The sequence below is a fragment of the Thermomonas sp. genome, assembly GCF_020850895.1.
In the GTDB taxonomy this organism is placed as follows: domain Bacteria; phylum Pseudomonadota; class Gammaproteobacteria; order Xanthomonadales; family Xanthomonadaceae; genus Thermomonas.
In genome coordinates this window covers 38,898-55,788 of the sequence record NZ_JADZDS010000051.1, presented here as the reverse complement: position 1 = coordinate 55,788, position 16,891 = coordinate 38,898, and the positions used below count along the sequence as shown (strand labels likewise).

14 protein-coding genes and 1 pseudogene are annotated in these 16,891 nt (G+C 66.2%); 9 read left to right on the top strand and 6 right to left on the bottom strand.

Features of this window, described 5'->3' with window-relative positions; translation table 11 throughout:
- From IT472_RS05095 to IT472_RS05080, 4 genes are read right to left on the bottom strand one after another with little or no spacing between them, the layout of a single operon-like run.
- A complete protein-coding gene (locus IT472_RS05095) occupies positions 1 to 414 on the bottom strand; it encodes a hypothetical protein (protein WP_297179331.1) in 414 nt (137 codons plus the stop codon).
- A gap of 38 nt (positions 415 to 452) precedes the next feature.
- The gene (gene ybeY / locus IT472_RS05090; protein ID WP_297179329.1) at positions 453 to 935 is read right to left on the bottom strand and encodes an rRNA maturation RNase YbeY; all 483 of its coding nucleotides are present in this window, start codon (positions 933 to 935) and stop codon (positions 453 to 455) included.
- Positions 932 to 1,852 carry a hypothetical protein gene (locus IT472_RS05085; RefSeq protein WP_297179325.1) on the bottom strand — a complete coding sequence of 307 codons (921 nt, stop codon included), beginning with the start codon at positions 1,850 to 1,852 and terminating at the stop codon, positions 932 to 934. Before IT472_RS05085 ends, ybeY begins: the two co-directional genes overlap by 4 nt.
- A gap of 1 nt (position 1,853) precedes the next feature.
- The gene (locus IT472_RS05080; protein ID WP_297179322.1) at positions 1,854 to 2,837 is read right to left on the bottom strand and encodes a PhoH family protein; all 984 of its coding nucleotides are present in this window, start codon (positions 2,835 to 2,837) and stop codon (positions 1,854 to 1,856) included.
- A gap of 85 nt (positions 2,838 to 2,922) precedes the next feature.
- Between IT472_RS05080 and IT472_RS05075 the strand changes: the two genes are divergently transcribed.
- Genes IT472_RS05075 through IT472_RS05060 form a run of 4 tightly spaced genes read left to right on the top strand, consistent with a single transcriptional unit; the run spans position 2,923 to position 6,620 of the window.
- The gene (locus tag IT472_RS05075; RefSeq protein WP_297179319.1) at positions 2,923 to 3,645 is read left to right on the top strand and encodes a TetR/AcrR family transcriptional regulator; all 723 of its coding nucleotides are present in this window, start codon (positions 2,923 to 2,925) and stop codon (positions 3,643 to 3,645) included.
- Positions 3,642 to 4,601: an HlyD family efflux transporter periplasmic adaptor subunit gene (locus tag IT472_RS05070; protein ID WP_297179316.1), complete on the top strand. Its 960-nt coding sequence runs from the start codon at positions 3,642 to 3,644 to the stop codon at positions 4,599 to 4,601. Before IT472_RS05075 ends, IT472_RS05070 begins: the two co-directional genes overlap by 4 nt.
- Before the next feature lie 13 nt (positions 4,602 to 4,614).
- Positions 4,615 to 5,541: an ABC transporter ATP-binding protein gene (locus IT472_RS05065; protein ID WP_297179410.1), complete on the top strand. Its 927-nt coding sequence runs from the start codon at positions 4,615 to 4,617 to the stop codon at positions 5,539 to 5,541.
- Positions 5,538 to 6,620, top strand: a complete 1,083-nt coding sequence (locus IT472_RS05060; RefSeq protein ID WP_297179313.1) for an ABC transporter permease — start codon at positions 5,538 to 5,540, stop codon at positions 6,618 to 6,620. The genes IT472_RS05065 and IT472_RS05060 overlap by 4 nt, the downstream gene beginning before the upstream one ends.
- Before the next feature lie 15 nt (positions 6,621 to 6,635).
- On the opposite strand, the gene IT472_RS05055 is transcribed toward IT472_RS05060, so the two are convergent.
- Entirely contained in the window at positions 6,636 to 9,758 is a 3,123-nt protein-coding gene (locus IT472_RS05055) for a diguanylate cyclase (protein ID WP_297179310.1), read from the bottom strand.
- Positions 9,759 to 9,931: 173 nt separating this feature from the next.
- Here IT472_RS05055 and IT472_RS05050 point away from each other — a divergent pair, with 173 nt between their 5' ends.
- A complete protein-coding gene (locus IT472_RS05050) occupies positions 9,932 to 11,593 on the top strand; it encodes an amidohydrolase (protein WP_297179307.1) in 1,662 nt (553 codons plus the stop codon).
- A 2-nt stretch (positions 11,594 to 11,595) separates the two neighbouring features.
- Here the strand turns inward: IT472_RS05050 and miaB are convergent.
- A pseudogene (gene miaB / locus IT472_RS05045) lies at positions 11,596 to 12,915 on the bottom strand (tRNA (N6-isopentenyl adenosine(37)-C2)-methylthiotransferase MiaB); the annotation flags it as partial.
- 204 nt (positions 12,916 to 13,119) lie between these two features.
- Between miaB and IT472_RS05040 the strand changes: the two are divergent.
- The 4 genes from IT472_RS05040 (at position 13,120) to IT472_RS05025 (ending at position 16,843) form a co-directional block, all read left to right on the top strand.
- Positions 13,120 to 14,139, top strand: a complete 1,020-nt coding sequence (locus tag IT472_RS05040; protein ID WP_297179301.1) for a lytic transglycosylase domain-containing protein — start codon at positions 13,120 to 13,122, stop codon at positions 14,137 to 14,139.
- Between the two features lie 84 nt (positions 14,140 to 14,223).
- Entirely contained in the window at positions 14,224 to 14,820 is a 597-nt protein-coding gene (gene petA, locus IT472_RS05035) for a ubiquinol-cytochrome c reductase iron-sulfur subunit (RefSeq protein ID WP_297179298.1), read from the top strand.
- A gap of 3 nt (positions 14,821 to 14,823) precedes the next feature.
- Complete coding sequence (locus IT472_RS05030) at positions 14,824 to 16,107, top strand: cytochrome bc complex cytochrome b subunit (RefSeq protein ID WP_297179295.1); 1,284 nt, start codon at positions 14,824 to 14,826, stop codon at positions 16,105 to 16,107.
- Positions 16,100 to 16,843 (top strand): cytochrome c1, encoded by a 744-nt coding sequence (locus tag IT472_RS05025; RefSeq protein WP_297179291.1) that lies wholly within the window; start codon positions 16,100 to 16,102, stop codon positions 16,841 to 16,843. The genes IT472_RS05030 and IT472_RS05025 overlap by 8 nt, the downstream gene beginning before the upstream one ends.
- The last annotated feature ends 48 nt before the right edge of the window (positions 16,844 to 16,891 follow it).

Sequence of the window (16,891 nt, the reverse complement as noted above, 5' to 3'; positions counted from 1 at the left end):
CTATGGCTGGGATGCCTGACCGAGGACCTCGAGCCAGGCCTGCCCGAGTTTCCGCATGGCATCGACCTCGTTCATGCCACTGGTTTGGTCACCGAAGCTGATGCGTAGCTTCTGGCCATTGTGGGTAAGGTTGATCCCGCCGCCGAAGACGTACCACGGCGAGTGCCACGCAAAGCTTCCCATACGCCATTGGAACAGGGTGCATTGCTCCCCCGCCAGCAGTGCCTGGGCAAATCCTTCGGCCCCCAGCTGCCGCTCGAGTTTCCTGATTTGCCAAGGCCAGGCGGATCCCGGGTGGTTGGTGGAGAAGGACAGGAGTCCTGAATTCAATACGAGCTGGCCGGGCACACTGCTGATGCCACGCAGTAGCCAGGCAGCGGAGGCGAATGCTTGAGTGCGGTCGTACGTGGTCATCGATGGCGTCCCCGGGGTCAGTCCAGTATCCGCTGCTATCAAGCGTCCCGGTAGGGATCAGGCAATCCGAGCCCGGCGAGGATCTCGCGTTCGAGCTGCTCCATCGCCTCGGCTTCGCGCGGCTCCTCGTGGTCCATGCCCAACAGGTGCAGGCAGCCGTGCACGGTCAGGTGGGCGTAGTGGTTGCGCAGGGGCTTGCGCTGGTCCTTCGCCTCGCGCGCGACCACCGGCGCGCACAGCACCAGATCGCCAAGCAGGGGCAGGCGCACATGCTTGGGCAGGCCGACCGGTATTTCCGCCGGAAAGCTGAGCACATTGGTGGCGTAATCCTTGCCGCGGTAGTGGCGATTGAGCGCGCGCCCCTCGCGTGCGTCGACAATGCGGATGGCGACGTCGGCTTCGCGGATCCGCCCGGCCAGCGCGGCGGCGGCCCAGCGCCGGAAGCTCACCGCGGCCGGCAGCCCGAGGCGCGGCAGCGCATAGCCGACGGCGACATCGAGATGGACGGGGCCCTGGGTCATTCGGTCTTCCAGTCGCTGGCGTTGAAATGGATGGTGACGACGCTGGCGTGTTCGGATTTTTCGTCCAGTTTGGCCGCTTGGGTGTCCGCAAAGCAGTTTTCGCTTTCGAATTGCGCCAACTTCCGCATCAGCGTCTCGGCCACGGTGTCGGAGCCTGCATCGGGATTGACCTGGATTTCCTTGTTCGCGCAACCGCCGAGGTTGATGACCTCGATGGCGGGAACCAGCGTCCGCGCGGCGCGGTCGGCCAGCGCGTCGAACTCGGCTTCGGAAATCAGGTCGCGCCCTGCGGAAATGCGGACTTTGTAGTAATACAGTTGGCGATAGAACAAGTAGCCGTTGGAGTAAATCGGGAAATCGCCGCGCGCATCCACCAAGGTGTCGCGCATCCGCAGGCGTCGGCCGATCGGCTTGAATTCGTGGGCGATGGTGGCCAGCATTTCGGCCATCGGATCGGTGGGCTTGTCAGCGGGCCGCGCTGCGGTGGCGGACGAGGCGGGGGGCTGTGCGTCAGGCGGCTGCAGCGGGAAAGGCTCATCGGCAAGGAAAACCAGGTCCTTGATCAGCCCATTGCTCTGCGCCGCCTCCACGCCGCTCTTGAAGGCCGGCATGCCCAGATCCACGGCCTGGTCGTGCGGCAGGCGGCCCGTGGGATAAACGAAAACGTCGAAGCGGATCTGGCCGTAGTCGGGCAGGGCGTAGCGGAAGCCGGCGCCGGCGGCTTTGTTCTTGTCGTCGAACGTCGTTTTTTCGAGCACGAAATCGCCAACGCGTTCGGGTGCGATCAGGTAGCTGGTGGTGATCAGCGGCTGTTCGGCTTGCGCGGTCGTGGGGGCAGGCTGGGCGGCTGGCGCCGGTGCGGCGAGGGTGAAGGCAAACAGCGCCAGCGTCATGCACAGGGTGGATTTGGCGATCACGTCAGTCTCCGATCATGTTGTTTCGCGCATCACGCGCTTCGTAGGCATTGACGATGCGTGCCACCAATGGATGCCGCACCACGTCGCGTGCTTCGAAGAACGTGAAACTCACCCCTTCCACGCCGCGTAGCACTTCCGCCGCGTCCTTCAGGCCGGATTTCTGGTGCTTGGGTAAGTCAATCTGGGTGAGGTCGCCGGTGATCACCGCGGTGCTGCCGAAGCCGAGCCGGGTCAGGAACATCTTCATCTGCTCGATGCTGGTGTTCTGCGCTTCATCGAGGATCACGAAGGCATCGTTCAGGGTGCGTCCGCGCATGTAGGCCAGTGGCGCTATCTCGATGACGTTGCGTTCCAGCAGGCGCGCCACCTTGTCGACGCCGAGCATTTCGTACAGCGCGTCATACAGCGGACGCAGGTAGGGATCGACCTTCTGGGTCAAATCGCCCGGCAGGAAACCGAGCTTTTCGCCGGCTTCGACGGCGGGTCGCACCAGGATCAAGCGCTGCACGCGTGACTGGTTCAGCGCTTCCACGGCCATGGCAACGGCGAGGAAGGTCTTGCCGGTACCGGCCGGACCGACCCCGAAGTTGATGTCGTGGCTGGCGATGCGCTGCAGGTAATGCCGCTGATTGTCGCCGCGCCCGCGCAGGGTGCCGCGCTTGACCCGCACCGCCACGTCCTGGGCAGTCTCGCTCCCGGTGGCAACGGCGGTCGCACCATCGCCCGCGAACGCCCCCAACCGCAGGTGCACGGCATGATCGTCCAGGGCTTCGTGTTCGGCCTCGTCCCAAAGCTGGCGTAACAGGCGTTCGGCCTGCGCCACCGCCCTGTCATCGCCACTGATCCTGAACACGCAGCCGCGATTGGCGATCTCCACGCCGAGGCGAAGCTCGATCAGGCGAAGGTGGGCGTCGAACGGACCGGACAGGTTGGCCAGCCGTTCGGTGTCATCAGGTTCGAGGCTGAAATCGTGTTGTGTGGGCATCGCGAAAGGGTAGCGCGTTTGTCCGGCAATGCCGCATCCATGCGTCATGATTGCATTTAATTAAACAATGAATTAAATTTAGCGCATGACAAGCTCACGTAAATCTCGTACTGGACGGGCAGCGGCCGCATCCAAGCCCGCATCCACGCCGGCGGCAAAGAGCGCAGCCAAGCCACGCAAGCGGACACCCGGGCGTCCACGGATCGATGCCCCCGACCAGCGCGAGCGCCTGCTCGACGGTGCACTTGCCTGCTTCGTGCGCAACGGCATTGCCGCCACCAGCTTGCGCGATATCGCCGCCGAATCGGGGGTGACGCCGGCGCTTGCGCATTACTACTTCGGCGACAAGGCGCAACTGCTGGAGGCGGTGATCGAGACGCGTGCGATGCCGGCCTTCCTGCAGGTGCGCGAGCGTGTGGCCGCAGCCGGCGACGATGTTGCCGACGTGGTGGCTGCTTTCGTGTTCGGTGTCACCGAGGCGGTCAAGCGTTATCCGTGGTGGCCGCAGCTGTGGGTGCGGGAGGTGCTGTGCGAAGGCGGCGCACTGCGCAATCTGCTGCTGACCCGGATCGCCCCGGACCTGGCGCGGATGCTGGCGCAACGCTTTGCCACGGCGCAGGCGCAAGGGCGACTCAACACCGATCTCGACCCGCGCCTGCTGTTGCCGACGCTGATCGGGCTGACCCTGTTCCCGGCTGCCGGTGCGCCGATCTGGCGGCAGATGTTCGAAGCCAATGACCTCGGCATGGACGACGTGCGCCGGCACGCCCTGGCCTTGCTTGATCGCGGACTGGAGCTCAAACCATGAACAACAAGGCGCTGCTGGGCTTCGCGCTGGCGTTGTCGCTGACCGCGTGCAATCAATCGTCGCCGCAGGTTTTGGGGACGCTGGAATGGGATCGGATCAGCTTGCCGGCTCCGGCGGCGGAGAAGATCGTTGCCATCGATGTGCACGAAGGCCAGCAGGTCGCCGCAGGCACGCGCTTGTTGCAACTGGAGCTGACCCGCACGCAGGCGCAACTGGATGCAGCGCGGGCGTTGGCGCGGCAGGGCGACGCGGCGCTGGCGGAACTGCGCGCCGGGCCACGCAGCGAACAGATCGCGCAGGCACGGGCGATGCTGGCCTCCGCGCAGGCGCAGGCCGTGGATGCGCGGGCCTATTACGAGCGCCTGCGGCCGCTCGGCCAACGCAAGCTGGTGGCCGCTGCCGAAGTTGACCGCGCCCGTGCCGCCGCCGGCAATGCCGATGGCCAGGTGCGTGCCGCCCAAGCGGCGCTGGCCGAATTGCTGCATGGCACGCGCAGCGAGGACATCGCGCAGGGCGAAGCCGCCGCCGCTGCCGCGCAAGCAGAGGCTGCGGCGCAGTCGGCAACGCTGGGCAAGCTCGATATCACCGCGCCGCGCGCGGGACGTGTCGACAGCCTGCCGTACAAGCTCGGTGATCAGGCGCCGATCGGTGCGCCCTTGGCCATCCTCTTGGTCGGCGATGCACCGCATGCCCGCGTGTACGTGCCGGAGCGCATGCGCGCGGACGTGAAGCCCGGGATGGCGGCGCAGGTGTTCGTCGATGGCCGCGATGGAAGCTTCGCAGGGCATGTGCGGATGGTGCGCAGCGAACCGGTGTTCACCCCGTACTACGCCCTGAATGGCGATGACGCCGCGCGCTTGAGCTACATCGCCGAGGTCGTGCTGGATCATCCCGGCGATTTGCCGGCAGGGCTGCCGGTGCGGGTCGAGTTCGTGGGCATCGCGCATGCGCGCTGAGGACGACATCGCGATCCGTGCCCGCGGCATCAGCAAGCGCTTCGGCGCGCTGCTGGCGGTGGATCACGTCGATCTCGCCGTGCCGCGCGCCTGCGTGTACGGCTTCCTCGGCCCCAATGGGTCGGGCAAGTCCACCACCATCCGCATGCTGTGCGGCCTGTTGACGCCGAGCGAAGGCACCATCGAAGTCCTCGGCCTCGACATTCCGAAGCAGGCGGAGGCGCTGCGTCGGCGGATCGGCTACATGACCCAGAAGTTCTCGTTGTACGAAGACCTCAGCGTGCGCGAGAACCTCGATTTCCTCGCCACCGTGCAGGGCTTGCCGCGTAGCGCACGCCGGCGGCGGGTGGATGAGTTGCTGCAGACCTACGATCTCGCGGATCGTGCGCGGCAATTGGCCGGCACCATGAGCGGCGGCCAGAAACAGCGGCTGGCCTTGGCCGGTGCGGTGGTGCACGGTCCTGAACTGCTGTTCCTCGACGAGCCGACCAGCGCGGTCGATCCGGAGTCGCGCCGCGCATTCTGGGAAAAACTCTTCGACCTCGTCGATGCCGGCACCACCATCCTGGTTTCCACCCATTACATGGACGAGGCCGAACGCTGCCACCGGCTCGCCATCCTCGACAGTGGCCGCCTGGTCGCCGATGGCGCGCCGGCGGCGCTGGCGGCGCGGTTGTCTGGACGCACGCTGGGTGTGCTGGCGCAGCAGCCGCGCCGCGCGCAGCTGGCATTGCATGGCATCGAGGGCATCCTCAGCGTGGCCCAGATCGGCAACGAATTGCGCGTGCTGTGCGCGCCCGGTCTTGCCGATCCCGCACGCCATCTGCGCGACGCGCTGCGGGTGCAGGCCATCGATGCCGAGGTCAGCGATATCGAGCCGAACCTGGAGGACGTGTTCGTGTCCGCCACCCACAGGCAGGCGGAGGCGCGCGCGGCATGAACCTGCAGCAGGTCCTCGCGGTGATGTGGAAGGAAGTGCGGCAGATGGCGCGCGACCGGATGACGATGGCGATGATGATCGGCATCCCGACCATGCAACTGCTGCTGTTCGGCTATGCGATCAACATCGATGTGCGCAACCTGCCGGCGGCGGTGGCCGACATGGCCGACACCAGTGGCTCGCGCACGTTCGTGCAGGATCTGTTCGCCACCGGTGTAGTGCGGCCGGTGGCCAGCGCCCAGCTGCCGCAGGACCTGCAAGCGCTGCTGCACGCGGGGACGATCAAGGTCGGCGTGGTCATCCCGGCGGATTTCGAGCGCCGGCGCGCCGAGGGCAGGGAAGCGGTGCAAGTGCTGGTCGATGGCAGCGACACGTCCGTGCAGGCGGCCGCACGCCAGCTGGCGCTGATGCCGCTGGACGGGGGTACGGCAATTCCGGCAACGCAGATCGCGGTGTTGCCGCTGTACAACCCGGCGCGCATCTCCGCGATCAATGTGGTGCCGGGACTGATCGGCGTGATCCTGACGATGACGATGGTGATGTTCACCGCGATGTCGATCGTGCGCGAACGCGAGCGCGGCAACCTCGAACTGCTGATCACCACACCGGTGTCGAGCGCGGCCTTGATGGTCGGCAAGGTATTGCCGTACATCGCAGCCGGGTTGGTGCAGGTGACGCTGGTCCTGTTGCTGGGCGCGCTGCTGTTCCAGGTGCCGATCCGCGGCGGCCTGTTTGATGTCTACGTGGTCTCGGCCTTGCTGGTGGTCGCCAACCTCAGTCTTGGCCTGCTGATTTCGACCTTGGCCAAGACCCAGTTTCAGGCCATGCAGATGGCGTTTTTCCTGTTCCTGCCGTCGATCCTGCTGTCCGGTTTCATGTTCCCGTTCGACGGCATGCCGATCATCGTGCAGTGGATCGCCGAAGTCTTGCCCTTGACCCACTTCATGCGCTTGATTCGCGGGGTGATGTTGCGCGGTTCAGACATGGAATCGATGTGGTCGGACCTGCTGGCCCTGCTGGTGTTCACCGTGGCGATGATGAGCTTCGCGACCCTGCGCTTCCGCAAGCGGCTGGATTGATCGGATCGTCCGGCTTCAGCGGACTTCGACGCGCTTGCGTGGCTGGTGCTGCCAGCGCGCCGGGTCATCGACGTCGTCCGTCGCCAGCACGGCGCGGTCACGCCCGCCTCGCTTGGCCTCGTAGAGGGCGGCGTCCGCGCGCGCGATCGCCTGATGCATGGCCTGATCGAGGTGGCGCAGATCGTTGTCCTCGGGCGGTGCGTAACAGGCCACGCCGGCTGACACCGAAATCCGCAGCGTGCCGCCATCGATGGCCACGGGCGTATCGCTGGTCGCCGCCAGCAAGGCAAGCACGCGTCCTGCTGCATGGGCGGGCGCGCAACCGTCGAGGGCGATCAGGAATTCCTCGCCACCCCAGCGCACCAGCATGTCGCCCGTGCGCAAGGCACCCTGGAGTCGCTGCGCCACCTCCTGCAGCACCACGTCGCCGATGGCATGCCCGTGGCTGTCATTGACGTGCTTGAAATGGTCCACGTCGATCAACACCAGCAACAACCGTTCCGCCGCGCCGTCGTGGCGGCGACGATCATCGCGGTGGACCAGGTTGGGCAGGACATCGAGGGCGTGGCGACGGTTGTGCAGGCCGGTCAGCGTATCGGTGCGCGCCATCGCTTCAAGCTGGCGGTTGGCGTCGGCCAATTCGCCGGTGCGTGCGGCGACTTCATCGGCGAGTTCGCGTGCCCGCAGGCGCAGCGAACGGCTCCGCCACCAGCCCAGCAGCAGGCCGCTGGCGACCAGCATCAATGCCCACAGCGCCAGCGCCCACGATCGTTGCCACCACGGTGCCAGGATCCGGAACGGCAGCCGCAGCGGGCCGACGACCTTGCCTTCGGCATCGCGTCCCCAAAGCAGCACTTGATAGTCGCCCGCGCCAAGGCGGTTGAACACGAATCGGTTGTCGGAGGACCACGGCAGCGGCGCGTCATGCAGGCCGATCAATTGCACCCGATAGCGGTTGCTGCCCTCGCGCCCGAACGCGAGCAGGCGCGCAGAAAACTCCAAAGGTGAGGTCCCGGCGGGCAGTTCCGCGCCGGCGGCCAGCGGCTGTCTGTTTTCGCCCGCGCTGGCGCTTTGCCAGAGCAGGCGGGCATCGTCGATCGGTGGCGGCGTGTAGCTCGTGTCGATCATTTGCAGAGCGGCCGTGCTGGCCACCCAGAGACGGCCACGATCATCCATCGCCACGCCGCGATCGGGCAGGAAATCGCGCGCAAACAAGCCATCCTCGCCGCCATGCTGGACCATGGGCGCCATCGCCAAGCGGGTGTCGACCGAGGTGTCCATGCGGGCGACGCCAGCTTCGCCGAACAGCCAGACCTGACCGCGCGTGTCGAACGCAAGCTGACTGATGCCACCGCCCTGGAACAGCCCGTCGCGCCGTTCGCAGCCGTCGGAACGCACGCGGACCACGGGGCCATTGGTGCCGATCCACAGTTCGCCGCCGCGCGGGCCACGATGCCCGACCAATGTGGTCACGGTTGCATCGCGCAAGCAGTCGCCGGCCATTGCTTGCCACTGCCCGTGGTGGCGGCGAAGCAGCCGCGTCTCCGTCGCCATCCAGAAATCTGGGGCTTCATCGCCCAAACCCGCCACGGCCATGGCGGTGATCGTGCTGCCCGCCGGCAACAGGGGTGGCGCGACTTCGCGACGCAATCCTTCGGCGGCACTCCAGCGCGCCAGACCGTGATTGGTAGCAATCCACAACACATCGCCGGTGGCTTGGTGCTCGACCACGAGTTTGTGGACGTAGACGGCGGGCAGGGGCGAGTTGTCGGTGGTGAACAACTCACGCCGCTTGCCCTGCAATCGCCAAAGTCCCTCGCGGGTCGCCATCCACAGCGCGCCGTCGGAGGTATCGACCATGTCCGCCGTGACCCCATCGGGAAGCCCGGGCACAGGTTCCCAGCCGTCGCTGGTGAGTCGGCGGGTGCCTGCAGCGGAGCCCATCCACAGGGTCTCCACCCCATCCAGAAACCGCACGCGCCCCAGCCCGGCCATGCCGCGGGTGGGCACGTCACGTCGCTCGTCAAGTAACTGCCAGCGTTCCGGATCGGCACGTGCCACGCCGCCTTCGGAAGTGCCCACCCACAGCAACGGCGCACCGCTGCCTTGGCCGGTGTAGGCGAGCGCCTGCACGGAACTGTCCGGCAGTCCTTGCGCCGGTCCGATCAGCCCCCAACTTCCGTCCGCACGGATCACCGCCAAGCCACCGGGCTTCAGCGCGGCGAACAGCAGGCCGCGATCACGGCCTTGGCCCGGCAACAACGCCGTCACCGAGCCGGGAAAACCTACGGCGGCGGTGTAACGCACCAGCCGCCGGCCATCGAATCGTGCGAGCCCGCGTCCGGTGGCGATCCACAGGTCACGACCGTCGCGGCCGCCCCATTGCACGACGGTGACGACAACGCTATTGGGCAGGCCGTCCTTGCGCGCAAACAGGAAACCGCTGTCGAGGAGACGGCCATCAGCCGTCAGGTCGTAGCGGCGCAAGCCTTCATCGGCGATGCCCAGCCACAGGCAAGGCCCGTTCGGCCCGCCACCCGGACTGACGCTGAGGACCTTGCGTCCCTGCAAGCCGGCATCGAGCGTGCAGTGCTGTGCCGTGCAATGCGCCAGCCCGCCACCGGTGGCAGCCCACACGCTGTTGCCACTGGCGATCGCGATTTGATGGACCACACGGGCATCGCCCGCAAGTCCCGGCACGGCGACCACACGTCCGGCGTGCAGGCGGAACACGCCGTCGCCATCGGCGCCGATCCAGACCGCGCCATCAGGCGTCGTCCGCACCGCGCCCACCGCATGCGCGCCGTGGACGCCAGGCAAGGGCAGGCGCGTCCAGCCGCCACCGTCGTAGCTCGCAATGCCGTTGCCGAGCCCCGCGTAGATCAGGCCGGCAGGGTCCTGCGTGATTGCGTAGACCATGTTGTCCGGCAAGCTGTCGTTGACCGAAAACACCCGCCACGCACGCCCCGGGAATTCGGCGGGTAGTGACGCGCGTGGCGCATCCTCGATCACGTGGCCCAGGGTGGTGGTCGGTATGGGCTTGACCGGCGCCGCCGCCGGCGCACCGGCGATCGCGAGCAATGGGCACCCGCACCACGCCAGCATTGCCCAGCAGAGGCCCAGTCCAACACGTCGCATGCGCGATCCCCACGCTCGTCGCGTCGAGACTAGCAGGTTGCAGCCATCACACGTCGCTGCCGCCTTCGGGATTCGCTTTCGAGGATCGTTTGTCGAGAACTGCTTTCGGGAAGCGTCCGGGCTGACGTACAGTGGTCCCGACCAAATGTGTACCGCGAGGATGGGGATAGACGATGGCAAGGTTCGGCAAGCTGATCGCGGGATTGCTGTTGTGCATGGCGGGGCTGCCGGCGCTGGCGCAAACCACTGTTCTGACCGCCCATCGTATCCACACCATGGATACCTCCCATCCGGTGGCGCAGGCGATGGCCTTTGATGCCAGCGGCAAGATCCTCGAACTGGGCGCGGTGGATGCCCTGCTCGCGCACTATCCGGGCGCAACCCGGCTGGACGTGGGTGATGCCACCGTCATTCCGGGCCTGATCGACGCGCATGGCCATGTCACCAGCCTGGGCATGGCGATGATGAGCGCCGAGCTGGACGGCACCGCGGACAAGGCCGAAATCCTCGCGCGCCTGCGCGCCAAGGCGCGGGACCTGAAGCCTGGCGAGTGGCTGCTCGGCCGCGGCTGGGACCAGAACGATTGGCCGGACAAGGCCTTTCCGACCGCTGCCGACCTCGATGCCGCGTTCCCGGATCGTCCGGTGTGGCTGTATCGGGTCGATGGCCATGCCGGCTGGGCGAATAGCGCCGCGATGCGAATGGTGCGGCGTGACCTCAGCGGCAGTTGGCAGCCGGACGGCGGCAATATTCGCCGGGATGCCTCTGGCCAGGCCAATGGCGTCTTCATCGACAACGCGATGGATCTGATCGAGGCGGCGCGCCCCGCCATCAGCTCGGCCACCACCGAGCATGCACTGGCGATCGCCATGCAGGCCGCGGTGGCGCATGGCCTCACCGGTGTGCATGACGCCGGCATTCGGTTGGAGGAAATGCGCGTCTACCAGCAGCTTGCCGATCACGGGCAGGTGCCGCTGCGCGTGTATGCGATGGCCGATGGCAACCACGCCGCGCTGGATTGGCTGTGCACGAACGGCCTGTACCGGCATCCTTCCGGTCGCCTGCAGATGCGGGCGGTCAAGCTGGTCGGCGACGGCGCCTTGGGCAGCCGCGGCGCGGCGCTACTGGCCGATTACAGCGATGACCCGGGCAACCGGGGCCTGATGGTGACCTCGCCCGACGACCTCCAGATCGCCGCCGACAAGGCGCATCGCTGCGGCGTGCAGGTGGCGATCCACGCGATCGGCGATCGTGCCAACCGCATCGTGCTCGATGTCTACGCCAAGGCCTTGGGCAGCGATGTCGATGGCGACCACCGCTGGCGGATCGAACATGCGCAGATCCTGTCGCCGCAGGTGCTGCCGCGGCTGGCGCGCATGCACGTGATCGCCTCGATGCAGCCGACTCATGCCACCAGCGACATGCCCTGGGCGGAAGATCGGCTGGGGCCGCAGCGCATCCTCGGCGCCTACGCGTGGCGGCAGTTGCGCGACACCGGCGCGCACGTTGCATTCGGCTCGGACTTCCCGGTCGAATCGGTCGATCCGCGCTTGGGCCTGTATTCCGCCGTCACCCGCGCCGATCCCGAAGGACGCCCGGTCGGTGGCTGGATGCCGCAGGAGGAATTGACCGCCTTCGAAGCGCTGCGTGGGTTCACCCTCGAGGCGGCGTACGCGGGCTTCTCCGAACACGAGGTCGGCAGCCTCGCCCCCGGCAAGCGCGCCGATTTCGTGGTGCTTGCGCAGGACCCGTTGGCGGTGCCTGCGGCGCAGTTGCGCACCTTGACCGTCAAGGCCACCTATGTCGATGGCAAGCCGGTGTATCAGGCGCGTTGAGTTCAGTCTGGCGTGACCACCCGCCCACGCAATGAATTGCGCATCGCCTGGGTGATCTGCACGTCGACGAACTGGCCGATCAGGCGCGGGTGACCGGCAAAGTTGACCGAGCGCATGTTCTCGGTCTTGCCGGTCAACTCGCTGGCGTCCTTGCGCGAGGGGCCTTCCACCAGCACGCGCTGCACGCTGCCCACCATCGCCTGCGAAATCGTCGCCGCGTGGGCGCTGATGTGCTTCTGCAGGCGTTCCAAGCGTGCGTGTTTGTCTGCGCTGGGGATGGTGTCTTCGAGGTCGGCGGCCGGGGTGCCGGGACGGCGCGAATAGATGAAGGAGAAGCTCTGGTCGAAGCCGATGTCTTCGATCAGCTTCATGGTCTTCTCGAAATCGGCATCGGTCTCGCCGGGGAAGCCGACGATGAAGTCCGAGGACACCGAGATGTCGGGTCGCACCGCGCGCAGCTTGCGGATCTTCTGCTTGAACTCCAGCGTGGTGTAGCCGCGCTTCATCGCCGCGAGGATACGATCGCTGCCGGCCTGCACCGGCAGGTGCAGGTAATTGGCCAGCTTGGGTACATCGCGGTAGGCATCGATCAGTGAATCCGAAAACTCCAGCGGATGCGAGGTGGTGAAGCGGATGCGGCCGATGCCGTCGATCTCGGCGATCGCACGGATCAGCAGGGCCAGATCGGCGGTGTCGCCATCGTCACCCAGCGGGCCGCGGTAGGCGTTGACGTTCTGGCCGAGCAGGTTGACCTCGCGCACGCCCTGCGCGGCCAGTTCGGCCACCTCGGTCAGCACCGATTCGAACGGCCGGCTGATTTCCTCACCGCGGGTGTAGGGCACCACGCAGTAGGAGCAGTATTTCGAGCAGCCTTCCATGATCGACACGAAGGCGGTCGGCCCTTCCGCGCGCGGCTCGGGCAAGCGGTCGAATTTTTCGATTTCCGGGAAACTGATATCGACCTGCGGCGCGTCCTGTTCGCGGCGTGCGCGAAGCATCTCCGGCAGCCGGTGCAGGGTTTGCGGGCCGAACACCAGGTCGACGTAGGGCGCGCGGTCGAGGATGGCGGCGCCTTCCTGCGAGGCCACGCAGCCGGCCACGCCGATGATGACCGGGCGCTCGCCCTGTTTGAGGTGCTTCCAGCGGCCCAGCTGGCTGAACACCTTTTCCTGCGCTTTTTCGCGGATCGAGCAGGTATTGACCAGGATCACGTCGGCTTCTTCGACGATCGTGGTCGGTTCCATGCCTTCCTGCGCGGCCAGCAGATCGGCCATCCGCGCCGAGTCGTACTCGTTCATCTGGCAGCCGTAGGTCTGGATGAAGAATTTCCTTGCGCCGGGGCGGGGCGTGGGCTTGGCGGGCAGGGCGGGCAGCGGCAACAGGTCGGTCATGGGCGTTCTCCGGGGCGCGGCGGGGAATCCGGGCCGGTTCAAGCGCGATTTTAAGGCAGCGCGCGGTCAGGGCGGACTGCAGGGCGAAAAATCAAGGGCTTGCCAACTTGACGCAAAACGTCGAGACTCAGGCCCATGCTGGGGAGGACCGCCACTGCGGTGCTGTTGCTTGCGCTGGCCGCGCCGTGCTGGGCGGGGAGTGTGTACCGCTGCCAGGACGCCGGCGGCGTCAGCTATGTGAGCAAGCGCGTTCCCGGCGCCCAGTGCACGCTGGTCAGCAGTTTTCGCAACCAGCGGTCGCGGGCACCGCGCCCGGCACGGGCGGCCAGTCCGGTCGTTCCGGTCAGCTTGGACAACCGGGCTGCCGCACCCTCTGGCGGCGTCGCCCCGGTTTCGGGCGTCACCGCAACCACGGCTGGTGTGGCTCCAGCCCCTGCCGCCGCGCCTCCTGTTCCAGCTGCCGGCACGACGCCCGCGATCCCCGCGATGGCCCCGGCGCCTGCGGCGCGCGCCTTGTCCGGCGCGCCACGCGTGGTGCGCGGGCAGGTGTATTCCTATGTTGATGCCAGCGGCGTGCGCAATTACACCAGCGTGCGCCCGCGCGGGGTTGCATCATCGGCAGTGCGCACGATTGCCTACAGCTACATCCAGGCATGCTATGCCTGCGGCGCCTTGCCGGGCGTGAACTTTGGCTCAGTGCGCCTCAATACCGACGCGTACAGCGCTGAAATCCGTACCGCTGCGCGAGCCAATGGCGTTGAGGAGGCGCTGGTGCGCGCCATCATCCACGCTGAATCCGCCTACAATCCGATGGCGCTCTCGCGTGCCGGCGCCCAGGGCCTGATGCAACTGATGCCGGGCACCGCTCGCCGATTCGGGGTTGCCGATGCCTTCAACGTGGGCCAGAACATTTCCGGCGGCGTCCAGTACTTGGCTTGGCTGATCAATCGGTTCAATGGCGACCTGACGCTGGTGGCGGCGGGCTACAACGCCGGCGAAGGTGCGGTGGCCAAATACGGTGGCGTCCCGCCCTACAGCGAGACCCAGCGCTATGTCCAGCGAGTGGCCCAGTTGCTGCAGCGCTACCGCGGGGCGCTGGCCCCGGCGATGGCTTCGACGGCGACTCCGGCACCGGGCGGATTGTCGGCTCGCTGAACGTTCCGTTAAACTTGCCTGTCTTCAGGTTCAGCGGGTCGTCGCGGAAGCGGCGGCTGCGTGCGCGCTTTTACGGAGTAAGGGATGGCCAACGAAGAGGTCGACAGCGGACGCCGCCGATTCCTCACCGCGACCACGACGGTGGTCGGTGCGGTCGGCGTGGGATTCGCGGCGGTGCCATTCATCAAGTCCTGGAGCCCGAGCGCACGTGCGCGCTTCGCCGGTGCGCCGGTGACCCAGGACATCAGCGCCTTGGCCGAGGGCCAGCAGTTGGTCGTCGCTTGGCGCGGCCAACCGATCTTCATCGCCCGGCGCTCCCAGGCGATGCTGGCGGTCCTTCCGCAGATGGACGCGCTGGTGGCCGATCCCAAATCGGACGCCTCCGAGCAGCCCGCTTATGCCAAGAACGAGAACCGTTCGATCAAGCCGGATATCCTGGTCTTGGTCGGCGTCTGCACGCATTTGGGCTGCGCGCCGGAGTTGTACGCCGAAATCAAGCCCGAACCGTTTGATCCGAACTGGAAGGGCGGCTATTTCTGCCCTTGCCACAAGTCGCGCTACGACATTTCCGGGCGCGTGCTGAAGTCGCAACCGGCGCCGTTGAACCTGCCGGTGCCGCCTTACTACTTCCCGGACGACAACACCGTCGTGATCGGCGTTGACCAGAAAGGGGCCGCGTAAGCCATGAGCAACAAGATCACCCAGCTTGCCTGCGCCACCGCCAACGGCGTCATGGACTGGGTCAATGCGCGCGCGCCGGGCATGATGCCCGCCTACCGCAAGCACATGACCGAGTACTACGCGCCGAAGAATTTCAACATCTGGTACATCTTCGGCGTGCTGTCGCTGGTGGTGCTGGTGAACCAGATCGTCACCGGCATCTTCCTGACCATGCACTTCAAGCCGAGCGCGGCGGAAGCCTTCGACTCGGTCGAATACATCATGCGCGACGTCGACTGGGGCTGGCTGATCCGCTACATGCATTCAACCGGCGCGTCGATGTTCTTCATCGTCATCTACCTGCACATGTTCCGCGGGATGATGTACGGCAGCTACCGCAAGCCGCGCGAACTGGTGTGGCTGCTTGGCATGGTGATCTATCTGGTGCTGATGGCCGAGGCCTTCATGGGCTACGTGCTGCCCTGGGGCCAGATGTCGTATTGGGGTGCCAAGGTCATCATTTCGCTGTTCGGCGCGATTCCGGTCGTTGGCACCGGCCTGACCGAATGGATCATGGGTGACTTCAACCCGGGCGACGCGACCCTGAACCGGTTCTTCGCGCTGCACGTGGTCGCGTTGCCGCTGGTGCTGCTGCTGCTGGTGGTGCTGCATATCTTCGCCCTGCATGAAGTCGGTTCCAACAACCCCGATGGGGTGGAAATCAAGAAGGGCCCGAAGGGCAACCGCTGGTCGCCCACCGCGCCGGCCGATGGCATTCCCTTCCATCCGTACTACACGGTGAAGGACCTGTTCTACGTCGCCTGCTTCCTCGGCATCTCGGCCTTCGTCATCTTCTTCGCGCCGACCTTCGACGGCTGGTTCCTCGAGCACGACAACTTCACCGCGGCCAACCAGTTGGTGACCCCGGCCCACATCAAGCCGGTCTGGTACTTCACCCCGTACTACGCGATGTTGCGGGTGATCCCGTCGTTCTTCGGGATCAAGCTGTGGGGCGTATTGGTGATGTTCGGCGCGATCGTCTGCCTGTTCCTGGTGCCGTGGCTGGACAAGTCGCCGGTCAAGTCCTACCGCTACCGTGGCTGGCTGAGTTGGACGATGCTGGCCATCTTCGTCGTCAGCTTCTGCTGGCTGGCCAAGATCGGCGCCGGCCCGGGCACCGATCCGGTCGAGGCGATCATCGGTCGGGTCCTGACCTTCCTGTATTTCGCCTTCTTCATCACCATGCCGGTGTGGACGAAGATCGACAAGACCAAGCCGGTGCCGGAACGGGTGACGACGCATGACTAAGAACTTCCTGTCCCGCGCAGCCCTGTTCGCCACCAGCCTGCTGCTCTCCGCCACCGCACTGGCCAGCGAAGGCGGCAACCTCCAGCAGTCGGGCACCGACCTCGACGACCGCGCCTCGCTGCAGCGAGGCGCGGCGTTGTACATGAATTACTGCAGCGGCTGCCATTCGCTGAAATACGTTCGCTACGCCCGGATCTCCGAAGACCTCGGGCTGACCGAAGCCCAGGTGATGCAGAACCTGAACTTCACCGGTGGCAAGTTCGGCGACCACGTGATCTCCGCGATGACCCCGGCGATGGGCCAGGCCGCGTTCGGCAAGGCACCGCCGGACCTGAGCCTGATCGCCCGCGTGCGCGGCCCGGATTGGATCTACACCTACCTCAAGTCCTTCTACGTTGACGAGAGCCGCCCGGTGGGCTGGAACAACACCCTGTTCCCGAACGTGTCGATGCCCAATCCGCTGTGGCAACAGCAGGGCATCCAGCAGCCCAAGTACGGGCCGAAGGATGCCGCCGGCGATGCCCCGGTCGAGGGTTTCACGCTCAGCCAGCCCGGCAACCAAACCCCGCAGCAGTTCGACCGGACCGCGCGTGACATCGCCGCGTTCCTCGAATACGCCGGCGAGCCGGCGGCGCTCAAGCGCAAGCACATCGGTGTTTGGACGGTGCTGTTCCTTGCATTTTTCGCATTCCTCGCCATGCTGCTGAAGAAGGAGTTCTGGCGGGACGTTCACTGATGTGGCGCGCCCAGGCGGCGCCCGCGAAGGGGAACGGGAGCTGTAAGG

Excerpts from the sequence above, each read along its gene's own strand:
- IT472_RS05095 (WP_297179331.1), bottom strand. The coding sequence starts at position 414 with ATGACCACGTACGACCGCACTCAAGCATTCGCCTCCGCTGCCTGGCTA.
- ybeY (WP_297179329.1), bottom strand. The coding sequence starts at position 935 with ATGACCCAGGGCCCCGTCCATCTCGATGTCGCCGTCGGCTATGCGCTG.
- IT472_RS05080 (WP_297179322.1), bottom strand. The coding sequence starts at position 2,837 with ATGCCCACACAACACGATTTCAGCCTCGAACCTGATGACACCGAACGG.
- IT472_RS05075 (WP_297179319.1), top strand. The coding sequence starts at position 2,923 with ATGACAAGCTCACGTAAATCTCGTACTGGACGGGCAGCGGCCGCATCC.
- IT472_RS05070 (WP_297179316.1), top strand. The coding sequence starts at position 3,642 with ATGAACAACAAGGCGCTGCTGGGCTTCGCGCTGGCGTTGTCGCTGACC.
- IT472_RS05060 (WP_297179313.1), top strand. The coding sequence starts at position 5,538 with ATGAACCTGCAGCAGGTCCTCGCGGTGATGTGGAAGGAAGTGCGGCAG.
- IT472_RS05055 (WP_297179310.1), bottom strand. The coding sequence starts at position 9,758 with ATGCGACGTGTTGGACTGGGCCTCTGCTGGGCAATGCTGGCGTGGTGC.
- IT472_RS05050 (WP_297179307.1), top strand. The coding sequence starts at position 9,932 with ATGGCAAGGTTCGGCAAGCTGATCGCGGGATTGCTGTTGTGCATGGCG.
- IT472_RS05040 (WP_297179301.1), top strand. The coding sequence starts at position 13,120 with ATGCTGGGGAGGACCGCCACTGCGGTGCTGTTGCTTGCGCTGGCCGCG.
- petA (WP_297179298.1), top strand. The coding sequence starts at position 14,224 with ATGGCCAACGAAGAGGTCGACAGCGGACGCCGCCGATTCCTCACCGCG.
- IT472_RS05030 (WP_297179295.1), top strand. The coding sequence starts at position 14,824 with ATGAGCAACAAGATCACCCAGCTTGCCTGCGCCACCGCCAACGGCGTC.
- IT472_RS05025 (WP_297179291.1), top strand. The coding sequence starts at position 16,100 with ATGACTAAGAACTTCCTGTCCCGCGCAGCCCTGTTCGCCACCAGCCTG.